This is a genomic window from Micromonospora sp. HK10 (assembly GCF_000982955.1).
In the GTDB taxonomy this organism is placed as follows: Bacteria; Actinomycetota; Actinomycetes; order Mycobacteriales; family Micromonosporaceae; genus Micromonospora.
On sequence record NZ_KQ058757.1, the window covers coordinates 442 to 14,073 of the forward strand.

A 13,632-nucleotide genomic window follows, 5' to 3' on the forward strand; every position below is an offset into this window, starting at 1 on the left:
GCGGTGACCGTCGTGAGGGCGGTTTCCGTGGTGGTGACCGTCGTGAGGGTGGTTTCCGTGGTGGTGACCGTCGTGAGGGTGGTTTCCGTGGCGGTGAGCGCCGCGAGGGCGGTTCCGGCGCCGACCGTCGCGAGGGCTTCCGGGGCGGTGACCGCGAGGGCGGTTTCCGGGGCGGTGACCGCGAGGGCGGCTTCCGTGGTGGTGACCGCCGTGAGGGCGGCTTCCGGGGCGGCGAGCGTCGGGGCTTCGGTGACCGGCCCCAGCGCGAGGACCAGCGTCCGGGCGGTGGTTACGGCCCGCAGCGCGAGCGGCGGGACGAGCAGATCGACGGGCGTTCGGGCGAGCGCGTGGCGGAGCCGGCGCTGCCGGATGACGTGGTCGCGACCGACCTCGACTCGACGGTACGGGCGGAGTTGCTTTCGCTGGCGAAGCCGGTGGCGGAGACCGTCGCCCGGCACCTGGTCGCGACCGGCCTGCTGATCGACGAGGACCCGGCCGAGGCGCTGGCGCACGCGATGGCGGCCCGCCGGCTCGCGTCCCGGATCGCGGCGGTGCGGGAGGCGGTCGGGTTGGCCGCGTACCACGCCGGGGAGTGGCAGACGGCCATCGCCGAGCTGCGCACCTACCACCGGATGACTGGACTGCAGAGCCACCTGGCGGTGTTGGCCGACTGTGAGCGGGCGCTGGGCCGTCCCGAGCGGGCCATCGACCTGTTCCGCGGGGCGGACCGGGAGAAGCTCGACCAGGCGGTCGCCATCGAGCTGCTCATCGTGGCTGCCGGGGCGCGAGGTGACCTCGGGCAGAAGGACGCCGCCGTGGCGATGCTCCAGGTTCGCGAACTGACCACCGACTCGCCGGAGCCCTGGGCGGCGCGGCTGCGGTACGCGTACGCCGACGCGCTGCTCGCCGTGGGCCGGCGCGAGGAGGCGCGGGAGTGGTTCTCGCGGGCCGCCGACATGGACTCCGAGGGTGAGACGGACGCCGCCGAGCGGCTGCTGGAGCTCGACGGTGTGGTCATCGAGGGCGACGACGAGGACGCCGAGGAACTGGCCGCCGGACCCGGTACGCCGGGGGCCGTGCCGGCCCGCCCGGACGCGTCCCTGACCGGCGACGCCGACGCGGACGACAACCGTCACGGCGATGCCGACGACCAGGACGACCTCGACGACCGCGACGAGGACGACGACCGCGACGACGACGACGACCGCGACGACGACGACCGCGACGAGGACGACGACCGCGACGAGGACGACGACCGCGACGACGACGACGACCGCGACGACGACGACCGCGACGACGATGACGACCGCGACGACGATGACGACCTCGACGACCGTTACGACGAGGACGACCGGGGCGACGACGGAGATCGGGACGACGATCGCGACGACGAGGACGACGACCTTGACGGGGACGTCCGGTTGCACGCCGACACCGCCGACGCCATCGCCGCCGGCGGCGATGCGGCCCCGGGCGCCGAGGCGGCCGGGTACCGGGACCGGAACGCCGCGGACCTCGGCGACGACGAGCTGACCGAGGCGCAGGCCCGCTCGCTGGCCGCGGACACCAGCGCCGCCGCCGTGGACGCCACGGGGACCGGTCGCCAGGGCGCGGACGAGGGCGGCGAGAAGCCGGAGGCAGAGCGCCGGTGACCGGGAGCGCCGGGGAGGCCGGTCCCGATCCGGACCGCGGGGAGCGCGGCCGGACCGGGACGGGCGGGCGGTTGGTTGACGGGTACGCCCTGGTCGTGTTCGACCTGGACGGCGTGATCTACCTGATCGACCGGCCGATCCCCGGCGCCGTGGAGGCGGTCGGCCGGCTGCGGGCGGAGGGCCGGGCGGTCGCGTACGCGACGAACAACGCCTCGCGCCGCTCCAGCGAGGTGGCCGACCTGCTCACCGGCATGGGCGTGGCGGCCCGGCCGGAGGAGGTGCTGACCTCCGCCGCGGCGACTGCGGAGCTGCTGCGCGACCGGCTGCCCGCCGGCTCGCCGGTGCTGGTGGTCGGGGCGGAGGCGCTGCGCGCCGAGGTGCGTGCGGTCGGGCTGCGTCCGGTCGCCACGGCCGACGAGGCGCCGGCGGCCGTCGCCCAGGGCTATGGGCCGCAGGTCGGCTGGGCCGAGCTGGCCGAGGCGTCGCTGGCGGTCCGGGCCGGAGCCCCGTGGTACGCGACCAACACCGACCGGACCCTGCCCAGCCCGCGTGGCCCGCTGCCGGGCAACGGCTCGCTGGTCGCGGTGCTGCGTACCGCGCTGGGCCGAGACCCGGACGTGGTGGTGGGCAAGCCCGAACCGGCGCTGTTCAGCACCGCGGCCCGCCGGGCCGGTTCGGGGCGCGCCCTGGTGGTCGGGGACCGGCTGGACACCGACATCGAGGGCTCGGTCCGGGCCGGGCTGGACTGCCTGCTGGTGCTCACCGGGGTCAGCGACGTACCCGAGCTGCTGGCCGCTCCCGTCGGGCGCCGGCCGACGTACGTGTCCCTGGACCTGGCGGGGCTCTTCGACCCGGCGGCCGTGGTCCGGGTGCCGGGCTCCGCGGACGCCGGTGGCTGGTCGGTCACGGCGAGCGGCGACGGTCTGCTCCTCGACGGCGGCGGGCGCCCGCTGGACGCCCTCGCGGCGCTCTGCGCGGTGGCCTGGTCGACCGGCGCCGGCGCCCGGGTGCGGGCGGTCTCCGCGACGGCGGGGGAGGCCCTCGCCGTGCTCGGCCTGGCCGACTGACCGGCGCGGCCGCTCAGAGCAGCTTGCGGAGCTTCAACAGGTCGAACGGGTTGGCCTTGATGGAGACCCGCCGGGAGGCGACCGCCTGGGTCACGTCGAGCCGGCCGTGCACCAGCGCCACCAGGTCGTCGCTGCTGGTGCTGAGCGCGATCTTGGCCTTCGGGTCGTCGCCGTCGGTGAGGTCGACCAGCCGCCCGCCCTCGATCCGGCCGTGGAACGCGGTGTCCAGGTCGGTGATCCGGCAGGCCAGAGTGCGGTCCAGGTCGATGCGGCCCTGCATCTCGGCGTGCCGGTCCAGCCGGGCGGCCAGATCCTGCAACGCCTGCCGGCACTCGTCCACGCTGGCCACATCGTCTCCTCGTCACGCGTCACGCCGTTCCCCGGCACCGTACCGCAATGGGGCGTCCCAGGCGCCCGGTAGCGTGACACCTGCACACCCGCCCCGCGGAAGGGACTCAGGCATGCAGGACGCGTGGCGCGCCTACCTCGAGCTGGCCATGGGCCTGACGGAGGCGCCCCGGAAGAAGGCCCAGGACGCCGTGCGGCGCGTCGTCGGGCAGGGCGGCGCGACCGCCGCCCAGCTGCAGTCGCTCGCGGAGGAACTGGTCTCCACGAGCCTTTCCAACCGCGAGGCGCTGACCAAACTGGTCCGCTTCGAGGTCGACCGGGCGTTGGGGGCGGTCGGTCTGGCCACCGCCGACGAGGTCGCCGAGCTGACCCGCCGGGTGCACGAGCTGGAACGGCAGTTGCGCGAGGCGAAGACCGGCGGCGCGCCGGCCGCCGCCGCGGGCCGGGCCGCCCCGTCCGCCGGGCTGCCACCGGCCGCCGAGACGGCCGGATCCGGCGAGGTGGCCGAGGAGCCGGCGAGCGCCGAGGAGCCGGCCGGCGCCGAGGGGCGGAGCGCCGGCGAGACGCACGGGCCGGACGGCGAGGCGCCGGTGCCCGCGCCCCCCGTGCCGGCGCCGACCAAGGCGGTGGCGAAGAAGGCCGTGGCGAAGAAGGCGATCGCGCGGAAGCCGGCCGCCACGGTCGCGCGTACCCCGGCGGAGGAGTCGCCGGCGGCGCCGGTCCGCCCGGCCAAAAAGGCCACCGGCCGCAAGCCGGCCGGCGGTGACGAGTCGTGACCACGCCGTACCGTCCGGGTCCGCCGCCCGGCCCGCGCCCCGGTCCGCCGCCCGGCGGTGCCCGGCCCGGGCCGCCCCCCGGGGTGCGGGCCGCGCCGGCCGAGGAGATCGGCGAGGGCCGGCACCCGGCGGTCGACGCCGCCGTGCAAGCCATGATCAACGCTGAGGCGCTCTCCCCGGCGGACCAGATCGCCCAGTACGAGGCGGCGTACGAGACGCTGCGCGAGACCCTGGCCAGCATCGACCAGGCCTGAGCAGAGGCGGAGCAGAACCACCCATGGCACGTCGTACCCGGCTGGATGCCGAGCTCGTCCGCCGCGGCCTGGCCCGGTCCCGGGAGCAGGCCGCCGCGCTGGTGGCGGCCGGCCGGGTCCAGCTGCGCGGGGTGCCGGCGCGCAAACCCGCCGCGATGGTCGACCCGGCGGATCCGCTGCTGGTCACCGGCGAGGACCCCGGCACCGAGTACGTCTCCCGGGGCGGGCACAAGCTGGCCGGCGCGCTCGCCGCGTTCGCCCCCGGCGGGCTGACCGTCACCGGCCGGCGCTGCCTGGACGCCGGCGCGTCCACCGGCGGCTTCACCGACGTGCTGCTGCGCGCCGACGCCGCCGAGGTCGTCGCCGTCGACGTCGGCTACGGGCAGCTCGCCTGGTCGCTGCGCACCGACGACCGGGTGCGCGTCTTCGAGCGCACCAACGTGCGTACCCTCACGCCGGAGGCCATCGGCGGCCCGGTGGACCTCACCGTCGCCGACCTGTCGTTCATCTCGTTGCGGCTGGTGCTGCCGGCGCTGGCCGGCTGCACCCGCCCCGACGGCGACCTGGCACTGATGGTGAAGCCGCAGTTCGAGGTCGGCAGGGAGCGGGTCGGCGCGGGCGGCGTGGTCCGGGATCCGCAGCTGCGCGCCGAGGCGGTGCTCGACGTGGCCGCCGCCGCCGCGGGGCTCGGACTGGGCCTGGCCGACGTCGCGGCCAGCCCGCTGCCCGGGCCGAGCGGCAACGTCGAGTTCTTCGTATGGTTACGCCGGGACGCGCCCCCCGCGGACCCGGAGCGGGTCGGCGCCGTGGTGGCCGCGGGCCCGCAGGGATTCCCGTCGGAGCCCACGACCGAGGAGGTGTCCGGGTGAGCCGAACCGCGCTGCTGGTGACGCACACCGGCCGTCGACGCAGCACCGAGCACGCCCGCGCGGTGGCCGCCGACCTCATTGCCGCCGGTTTCGAGGTGCGGGTGGTGGCCGAGGAGGCCGACGATCTGGACCTGCCCGGCGTGGTGCCGGTGACCGGCCCGGAGGCCGCCGAGGGCGCCGAGATCGTCTTCGCGTTGGGCGGGGACGGCACCTTCCTGCGCGCCGCCGAGCTGGCCCGGCCGGCGAAGGCGCCGCTGCTCGGCATCAACCTGGGCAAGGTGGGTTTCCTGGCCGAGGCCGAGATCGACGACCTGGACAGCGCGGTGCGCGACGTGGTCGGCCGCAACTACACGGTGGACGAGCGGCTCACCCTCGACGTGACCGCCGAGTTCGAGGGCGGCCCGACCATCGAGTCGTGGGCGCTCAACGAGATCAGCGTCGAGAAGGGCGAGCGGGCCCAGATGCTGGAGCTGCTCGTCGACGTGGACGGTCGCCCGCTGTCCCGGTACGGCTGCGACGGCGTGGTCTGCGCGACCCCGACCGGTTCCACGGCGTACGCGTTCTCCGGCGGCGGGCCGGTGGTCTGGCCCGAGGTGGAGGCGCTGCTGCTGGTGCCGATCAGCGCGCACGCGCTGTTCAGCCGCCCCCTGGTGACCGCGCCGACCTCCACCTTCGTGATCACCGTGGACCCGTTCACCACCCTGGCGGTGCTCTGCTGCGACGGCCGCCGGGTCTACGACCTGCCGCCGGGTGCGCGGGTCACGGTGCGCCGGGGCACCCTGCCGGTGCGCATCGTCCGGCTCATGGCGCGGCCCTTCACCGACCGGCTGGTCGCCAAGTTCGATCTGCCCGTGCAGGGCTGGCGCGGCAGCCGCCGCTGATCCGCCGCTCAGCGGGTGGCCGGTCGGCCGGGTGACGACGCGGGCCCACCGTGGCCCCGTAACCCGCCCGGCGTCGGCGATTCGGAGTACCCGGGTGGCGCGCCGGTCGGGTTACGGTAGGAGCCTCCCTCGGCGGCGACGAGCCGGCGCGGGCTCCCGGCACCGTCCGGGCGGCCCTGCCGACGGCGCCCGCCGCCGGGGCCGGCGGCGCCGTCGGTCGACGGCCGCCGGAGCGTACGGGCTGCGTTGAGGTGGAGTCCGGGCGGGGCGCGGTGAGGCCCGTGGCCGCCCGGACGCGCGGTCCGGCGGTCGTGGCCCTGGCCAGGGGGTGGTCGGGACCGCGACGGTCGGGGTGCTGGACGAGTCGTGACCGGCCGCGGCGGGCGGACCGGACGGCCGGACCCGGTGCGGGTTTCGACCCCGCCCCGGGTGCTCGGCCCGGTGAGCCGACGTCGGAGGAAGCGGCGGCTCAGCGGCCGACCGGCGAGTGACTCGTCCGGCACCCCGACATCGACCGCCCCGCCCGTCGCGCCCGGCAACCGGCCGGAGAGTCCGCCGGCTGGCCAACTGTCGCAGGACGCGTCTACTGTCGGGTGCTGTGCTGGAGGAGCTGCGTATCACCGGACTGGGCGTCATCGAGGACACCACGCTCCCGTTGACCGGCGGGATGAACGTCATCACCGGCGAGACCGGTGCCGGCAAGACCATGGTGGTGACCGGCCTCGGGCTGCTCTTCGGCGGCCGGGCCGACGCCGGGCGGGTGCGGGCACAACCGGGTCGCGCGGTGGTGGAGGGGCGGCTGCGGCTGGCGGGCCGGATCGCCGAGGCGGTGCACGCCCGGGTCACCGACGCCGGTGGCGAGCCCGACGAGGACGGCTCGCTGCTGCTGAGCCGGACGGTCACCGTGGAGGGTCGGTCCCGGGCGCACCTGGGCGGCCGCAGCATGCCGGTGGCGATGCTGGGTGAGGTCGGCGAGCAGGTGGTGGCCGTGCACGGCCAGTCCGACCAGCTGCGGCTGCTGCGCCCGGCCGAGCAGCGGGCCTCGCTCGACCGGTTCGCCGGCCCCGAGCACGAGAAGCTGCTCGACGCGCTGCGCGAGTCGTACACCCGGTGGCGGGCGGTGGTGGACGACCTGGCCGACCGGCGCCGCAACGCCCGGGAACGCAACCAGGAGGCGGACCTCCTCCGCCTCGGCTTGGACGAGATCACCCGGGTCGACCCGCAGCCGGGCGAGGACGACGAGTTGAAGGCGGAGGCGCAGCGGCTGGAGCACGCCGAAGGGCTGCGCACCGCGGCCCAGGTGGCCCAGCAGTGCGTGGCCGGCGGGCTGGAGGCCGCCGACGACACCCCGGACGCGACCAGTCTGCTCGGCACCGCCCGGCGCACCCTGGAGGGGCAGGCGGGCACCGACCCGGCCCTGGGTGAGTTGGCGCTGCGGCTGGAGGAGGCGGCCACCCTGGTCGGCGACGTCTCCGCCGAGCTGTCGGCGTACCTGGCCGGGCTGGACGCCGACCCGGCCCGGCTGCAAACCGTCTACGAGCGGCGGGCCGCGCTGCGCGGGCTGACCCGCAAGTACGCCGACGACGTCGACGGGGTGATCGCCTGGGCCGAGCGGGCCCGCGACCGGCTGTCCGACCTGGACACCTCCGACGACCTCCTCGACGAGCTGGACAAGGAGGCGGCGCGGCTGGCCGCGGAGGTGGCCGAGCTGGCCGGCCGGGTCTCCACCTCGCGACAGGAGGCGGCGGTCCGCTTCGCCGAGCAGGTCACCGTGGAGCTGGCCGGGCTGGCCATGCCGCACGCCCGGATCGAGGTTGCCGTGCTGCCCCGACCGGCCGGGCGGGCCGAGCCGAGCCTGTCGGTCAACGGCGTGGCGGCCGGCGTCGGCCCGGACGGTGCCGACGAGGTGGAGCTGCGGCTGCTGGCCCACCCGGGCGCGCCCGCGCTGCCGCTGCAGCGGGGGGCGTCCGGCGGTGAGCTGTCCCGGGTGATGCTCGCCATCGAGGTGGTCTTCGCCGGCTCGGGCGGGCCGCCGACCCTGGTCTTCGACGAGGTCGACGCGGGCGTCGGCGGGCAGGCGGCGGTGGAGATCGGCCGGCGGCTGGCCCGGCTGGCCCGCAGCCACCAGGTGCTCGTGGTGACCCACCTGCCGCAGGTGGCCGCGTTCGCCGACCGGCACCTGGTGGTGGCGAAGGACACCGGGGGAGCGGTCACCACCAGCGGGGTGCGGGTGGTGGAGGACACCGAGCGGGCCCGGGAGCTGGCCCGGATGCTGGCAGGTTTGCCGGATTCGGATCTGGGTATCGCCCACGCCGAGGAACTCCTAGCCGTGGCGGCCAAGGAAAGGCGTCCGTGATCCGGAGTTTGTGACCGCAAGCACACCGGCATGCGCTCCGGTGTGCTTCCCTGGGTAGGCGGCCCTGCTCAGGCATGTCGCGACAGCAAAACCTGCCTCACATGCCAGGATGGTCACGATGCGTCTACCCACGTTGCGCCGGAACCGGACCGCGGAGCCGGGCTCGGTCATCGGCACCGCGCGGCTCGACCGCCGGACGAAACGGCTGGTCGGCCGGCTGCGGCCGGGCGACATCGCGGTCATCGACCACGTCGACCTGGACCGGGTGGCCGCCGACTCGCTGGTCGCCGTCGGCGTCGCGGCCGTGCTCAACGCCAAGCCGTCGGTCTCCGGGCGGTACCCGAATCTCGGGCCCGAGGTGCTGATCGCCGCGGGCATCCCGCTCCTGGACGACCTGGGCGAGAGCGTCTTCGAGCAGATCCGCGAGGGCGACCTGGTCCGGATCGAGGGCAACACGGTCTTCGTCGGCACCGAGCCGGTCGCCCACGGCGCCCTGCAGGACGCCGAGACGGTGGCCAAGTCGATGGCCGACGCCCGGGAGGGCCTGTCGGTGCAGTTGGAGGCGTTCGCCGCCAACACCATGGACTACCTCAAGCAGGAGCGGGACCTGCTGCTCGACGGCGTCGGGGTGCCCGAGATCCAGACCGAGGTCCAGGGCCGGCACTGCCTCATCGTGGTCCGCGGCTACGACTACAAGGACGACCTGGACGTGCTGCGCCCGTACATCCGCGAGTTCAAGCCGGTGCTGATCGGCGTGGACGGCGGCGCGGACGCCCTGGTCGAGGCGGGCTACACCCCCGACATGATCATCGGGGACATGGACTCGGTCACCGACGACGTGCTGCGCTGCGGCGCCGAGGTGATCGTGCACGCCTACCCGGACGGCCGGGCACCCGGTCTGGCCCGGGTCGAGGGCCTGGGAGTGCCGGCGATCACCTTCCCGGCCGCGGCGACCAGCGAGGACCTGGCCATGCTGCTGGCCGACGAGAAGGGTGCCTCGCTGCTGGTGGCCGTCGGCACCCACGCCACGCTGGTGGAGTTCCTGGACAAGGGCCGGGGCGGCATGGCCTCGACGTTCCTGACCCGGCTGAAGGTGGGCGGCAAGCTGGTCGACGCCAAGGGGGTGAGCCGGCTCTACCGGCAGAGCATCTCCGGCTCCTCCCTGCTGCTGCTGGTCCTCTCGGCCCTGGCCGCGATGGCCTCCGCGGTGGCGGTCTCCACCGTCGGGAAGGCGTATTTGGGCGTGGTCTCCGAATGGTGGGACAATTTCGTGTTCCAGCTCGGCCAGCTCTTCTAGCTCACGACCGATCAAGAGGCTGCAAGCGTGATCAACTTTCGATACCACGTGGTGTCCCTGACCGCGGTCTTCCTGGCGCTGGCGATCGGCCTGGTGGTCGGCACGGCCGCCCTCAACGGGCCCGTCGCCGACTCGCTCAAGGAGAACGTCAACCTGCTGCGCAAGGACAACTCGCAGATGCGCCAGACGGTCAACAGCCTGCAAAAGGAACTGGACATGGAGGAGGACTTCGCCGCGGAGATCGCCCAGGTCCTCCTTCCCGGCAAGCTGACCGGCCGGCGGGTGCTGGTGCTGAGCCTGCCCAGCGGCCGGGACCACACCGACGGCGTGGTGAAGATGCTCGAGCTGGCCGGCGCCAACGTCACCGACCGGATCGACGTGCAGGACAAGTTCATCAACCCGGACAGCAACAACAACCTGCTGGAGCTGGCGGTCACCGCCGCCCGCCCGAACAGCGTCCCCACCGCCGGCCTGCCCAGCAACAGCCACGGCGTCGAGACCTCCAGCGCCCTGCTCGCCAACGTCCTGCTGGACCGGCCGGCGGGCAGCCCGCCGGTCAGCGACGCCGACCGCCGGGCGGCCGTCCAGGCGTACGCGACCGCCGGCTACCTGGCCCCGGCGGACAAGATCTCCGGCCCCGCCGAGGCGGTCGTGCTGGTCACCGGGCAGCCGTACGTGGACAAGGACTCGGCGAAGAAGGACGAGTCGGTGGTGAAGATCGCCGAGCAGTTCGACCGGACCGGCGCGATCGTGGTCGGTGGCATGGGCTCGGCCGGCGGCAACGTGGTCGCCGTGGTCCGCGGCGACCCGGTGCTCGCCCAGACCATCTCGACCGTCGACAACGCCAACACCGTGCAGGGCCAGCTCGTCACCACGCTCGCGCTCCTGCAGCAGCTGACCGAGAAGAAGGCCGGCCAGTACGGCGTCGGTGACAACGCCCAGGGGCTGCTGCCTAAACTGCCCGAGTGAGCGGCCGGCTGGTCCGGTCTGCCGCACATCGCACTGGGTATCCGAATCGGAGGGGTCGCGTGGGACTGGCTCGGCTGCTGGCCGTCGGGGCGGGCGTGGTCGCCGCCCGCTACGTGCTGCGGGAGGTACGTGACTCGCCCGGCGCGCCGGCGCTGGAACGCACCAACTTCCGCGGTCGCACCGTCACCCTGGCCGCCGGGCCGGCGCTGGCGGTCGGCGCGGCCGCCGCGGGCGCGCTCGGCGCGGGCAGCGCCCCGGCCGGGGCGGCCGCCCTGCTCGCCGGCGTGGGCGCCGGCGGCGTCGGCCTCTACGACGACATCGTCGGGGCCCGCCCCGACCAGAAGGCCGCCAAGGGTTTCGCCGGGCACCTCGCCGCGCTGCGCGAGGGACGGGTCACCGCCGGGCTGGTCAAGGTCGCCGGGGTGGGCCTGGCCGGTCTCGGCGCGGCCGCGCTGCTCGCCGCCGACCCCCGGGTCGCCGCGCACCCGCGCCGGCAGCGCGCCGGCACCCTCGGCCGCGGCCTGGACGTGCTCCTCGGCGCCGGCGTGGTGGCCGGCACCGCCAACCTGCTCAACCTGCTCGACCTGCGGCCCGGCCGGGCGCTGAAGTCCGGCATGCTGCTCGGCGCGCCGCTGTCGACCGGCCCGTCCGGCGGCATCGCGGCCGGCGCGGTCGGGGCCGCCGCCGCGCTGGTCCGCGAGGACCTCGACGAGCGGCTGATGCTCGGTGACAGCGGCGCCAACGCCCTCGGCGCGCTGCTCGGGGTGAGCCTGGCCGCGCGGACCGGCCCGGCCGGCCGGGCCGGCGTGCTCGCGGTGCTCGCCGCGCTCACCGCCGCCAGCGAGAAGGTCAGCTTCACCCAGGTGATCCAGCGGACCCCCGGGCTGCGCGAACTCGACCAACTGGGCCGGCTCGCCGACTGACGTGACGAAACCGGCACCCCTCGCCGGCGCCGGCCGGCTGGCCGGAGCGGCCGCCCTCATCGCCGTCCTCACCGTGGCCAGCCGGCTCGCCGGCTTCGGCCGGACCGCCGTCTTCACCTGGACGCTCGCCCCCAGCGACCTGGGCGGCGCGTACGTGGTGGCGAACAACCTGCCGAACTTCATCTTCGAGATCGTGGCCGGCGGCGCGCTGGCCAGCCTGGTCGTACCGCTGCTGGCCGGTGCCGCCGAGGCGGGCGACCGGCGCGCGGTGGCCGCCACCACCGGAGCCCTGCTCACCTGGGTGCTCGCCCTGCTGGTGCCGCTCGCCGTGCTGGTCGCGCTGCTGGCCGACCCGCTGGTCGCCCTGCAGGGTTCCGGCCTCGGCGAGGCGCAGCAGCAGGCCGGGGCGCGGATGCTGCGGCTGTTCGCCCCCCAACTGCCGCTCTACGGCGTCGGCATCGTGCTGACCGGGGTGCTGCAGGCGCACCGGCGGTTCGCCTGGCCGGTGCTCGCCCCGCTGCTGTCCAGCGTCACCGTCATCGCCGTCTACCTCGGCTTCACCGCCGCGGAGGGGCGGCTGGCCACGGTCGGGCAGGTGAGCGCGGGCGGAGAGGTGCTGCTCGCCGGGGGCACCACGCTCGGCGTGGTGGTGCTCTCGCTGTCGTTGCTGATCCCGCTGCGGGCGCTGCGGCTGCCGCTGCGGCCGGGTTTCCGGTTCCCCGCCGACGCCCGGGCCCGGGTCGGTGGGCTGGCCGCGGCCGGGCTGGTCACCGTCGGCGCCCAGCAGATCGCCCTGATGGTGGTGCTCAACCAGGTCTCCTACGGCTCGACGGCCAACCCGGGCATCTACAACATCGCCCAGACGATCTATTTCCTGCCCTGGTCGGTGCTGGCCGTGCCGCTCGCGGTGGCCGCGTACCCGACGCTCGCGGCGGCGCGGGCGGCCGGCGACGAGCGGACCTACCGGCGGACCCTCGCCCCGGCGGTACGCGGAGTGGTGCTGTTCAGCCTGCTCGGCGCCGCGGCGCTGGTCGGCACGGCAGTCCCGGTCGGGCAGCTGTTCTTCACCGGCGACGCGGCGCGCACCGCGGCGGCCGGGATCGCCGGCTTCGCCCCCGGACTGGTCGGCTACGGGCTCTTCGCGGTGCTCACCCGGGCGCTCTACGCCCGCGGCGAGGCCCGGGCGGCCACCGCCGCCACCGCGGTGGGCTGGCTGACCGTGCCGGCGCTGGCCGTCCTGCTCGGTCCGGCGCTGCCCGTCACCGACCGGGTGCCGGCGATGGCGTTGGCCACCTCCGGCGGCATGCTGGTGCTCGGCGGGCTGCTGATCGCCGCCGTGCTGCGCTCCGCCGGGCGGGCCGCCCTGGCCGGTGTCGGTCGGGCCGGCGCGGCCGGGCTGCTCGCCGCGGCCGTCAGCGGCTGCACGTCGCGCCGGAAGCTCGCCGCGGCCGTCGCCGGCGCGGCCGGTGCGGGCGCCTCCCGCTGGCTCGCCGGCCTCGGCGACGGCACCCCGACGACAGTCGAGGCGCTGCTACAGGGCATGCTGTCCGGGGTCGTGGTGGGCGCCCTGTTCCTCGCCGTCGCCTGGTTGACCGACCGGCGCGACGTGCAGCCGCTGCTGGCCGCCGTGGGCCGCCGGCTACAGCGGCGACGCCCCCCGGGCGGGCCCGGCGACACGCCGGAGCAGGGGCGCGGCTCGGGACGGGGCGACGGGAAGGAGAGCATTTCCTCATGACGGACGCCTCGTCGGCACTGCACTGGCCCGGCTCGGTGGCCCTGCTGCTCGCCTCCAGCACCGGCGGGGTCGGCCAGCACGTCCGCTCGGTGGCCCGTGGGCTGGTCGAGGCGGGCGCGTCCGTGCTGGTCTGCGGCCCGGCCACCACCCAGGACCAGTTCGACTTCACCGGGGTCGGCGCCCGGTTCACGCCGGTGGAGATCCCGGCCAGCCCCACCCCGGCCGACGCGCGGGCGGTCACCGCGCTGCGCCGGGCCCTCGCCGACACCCCGGTGGACGTGGTGCACGCGCACGGGCTGCGGGCCGGCCTGGTGGCCGTACTCGCCCGGCCGGCCGCGCCGCTGGTGGTGACCTGGCACAACGCCGTGCTGGCCGGTGGCCTGCGCGGTGGGCTGTCCCGGCTCGTCGAGCGGATCGTCGCCCGCAACGTCCGGGTCGCCCTGGGCGCCTCCGCCGACCTGGTGCAGCGGGCCGCCGCGCTGGGCGCCGCCGACGCCCGGCTCGC

12 protein-coding genes and 2 pseudogenes are annotated in these 13,632 nt (G+C 75.7%); 12 read left to right on the plus strand and 2 right to left on the minus strand.

Annotated features, from left to right (window positions below; genetic code table 11):
• Positions 1 to 458: pseudogene (locus LQ51_RS33805) on the minus strand (hypothetical protein); the annotation flags it as partial.
• Between LQ51_RS33805 and LQ51_RS32685 the strand changes: the two are divergent.
• A pseudogene (locus tag LQ51_RS32685) lies at positions 435 to 1,337 on the plus strand (tetratricopeptide repeat protein); the annotation flags it as partial. The pseudogenes LQ51_RS33805 and LQ51_RS32685 overlap by 24 nt on opposite strands.
• Before the next feature lie 311 nt (positions 1,338 to 1,648).
• Positions 1,649 to 2,719: an HAD-IIA family hydrolase gene (locus LQ51_RS09605; protein ID WP_046564367.1), complete on the plus strand. Its 1,071-nt coding sequence runs from the start codon at positions 1,649 to 1,651 to the stop codon at positions 2,717 to 2,719.
• Positions 2,720 to 2,732: 13 nt separating this feature from the next.
• Here LQ51_RS09605 and LQ51_RS09610 read toward each other — a convergent pair whose 3' ends face one another.
• Complete coding sequence (locus LQ51_RS09610) at positions 2,733 to 3,068, minus strand: SCP2 sterol-binding domain-containing protein (protein WP_046564368.1); 336 nt, start codon at positions 3,066 to 3,068, stop codon at positions 2,733 to 2,735.
• 112 nt (positions 3,069 to 3,180) lie between these two features.
• On the opposite strand from LQ51_RS09610, the gene LQ51_RS09615 reads away from it, so the two are divergent.
• The 10 genes from LQ51_RS09615 to LQ51_RS09660 all read left to right on the plus strand — a co-directional run.
• Complete coding sequence (locus LQ51_RS09615; protein ID WP_046564369.1) at positions 3,181 to 3,843, plus strand: phasin family protein; 663 nt, start codon at positions 3,181 to 3,183, stop codon at positions 3,841 to 3,843.
• Positions 3,840 to 4,097 carry a hypothetical protein gene (locus tag LQ51_RS09620; protein WP_046564370.1) on the plus strand — a complete coding sequence of 86 codons (258 nt, stop codon included), beginning with the start codon at positions 3,840 to 3,842 and terminating at the stop codon, positions 4,095 to 4,097. The genes LQ51_RS09615 and LQ51_RS09620 overlap by 4 nt, the downstream gene beginning before the upstream one ends.
• Positions 4,098 to 4,120: 23 nt before the next feature.
• Entirely contained in the window at positions 4,121 to 4,966 is an 846-nt protein-coding gene (locus LQ51_RS09625) for a TlyA family RNA methyltransferase (RefSeq protein ID WP_046564371.1), read from the plus strand.
• Positions 4,963 to 5,847: an NAD kinase gene (locus LQ51_RS09630; protein WP_046564372.1), complete on the plus strand. Its 885-nt coding sequence runs from the start codon at positions 4,963 to 4,965 to the stop codon at positions 5,845 to 5,847. The genes LQ51_RS09625 and LQ51_RS09630 overlap by 4 nt, the downstream gene beginning before the upstream one ends.
• Positions 5,848 to 6,445: 598 nt before the next feature.
• A complete protein-coding gene (gene recN / locus LQ51_RS09635; protein ID WP_046564373.1) occupies positions 6,446 to 8,203 on the plus strand; it encodes a DNA repair protein RecN in 1,758 nt (585 codons plus the stop codon).
• A gap of 118 nt (positions 8,204 to 8,321) precedes the next feature.
• Positions 8,322 to 9,500, plus strand: a complete 1,179-nt coding sequence (gene steA, locus LQ51_RS09640; protein ID WP_046564379.1) for a putative cytokinetic ring protein SteA — start codon at positions 8,322 to 8,324, stop codon at positions 9,498 to 9,500.
• Between the two features lie 27 nt (positions 9,501 to 9,527).
• Entirely contained in the window at positions 9,528 to 10,469 is a 942-nt protein-coding gene (locus tag LQ51_RS09645; protein WP_046564374.1) for a copper transporter, read from the plus strand.
• 59 nt (positions 10,470 to 10,528) lie between these two features.
• Positions 10,529 to 11,392 carry a hypothetical protein gene (locus LQ51_RS09650; protein ID WP_046564375.1) on the plus strand — a complete coding sequence of 288 codons (864 nt, stop codon included), beginning with the start codon at positions 10,529 to 10,531 and terminating at the stop codon, positions 11,390 to 11,392.
• 1 nt (position 11,393) lies between these two features.
• The gene (murJ, locus tag LQ51_RS09655) at positions 11,394 to 13,127 is read left to right on the plus strand and encodes a murein biosynthesis integral membrane protein MurJ (protein ID WP_046564376.1); all 1,734 of its coding nucleotides are present in this window, start codon (positions 11,394 to 11,396) and stop codon (positions 13,125 to 13,127) included.
• Positions 13,124 to 13,632 (plus strand): glycosyltransferase (locus tag LQ51_RS09660; protein WP_046564377.1); only part of this gene is annotated, 509 nt, incomplete at its 3' end. The genes murJ and LQ51_RS09660, both read left to right, overlap by 4 nt.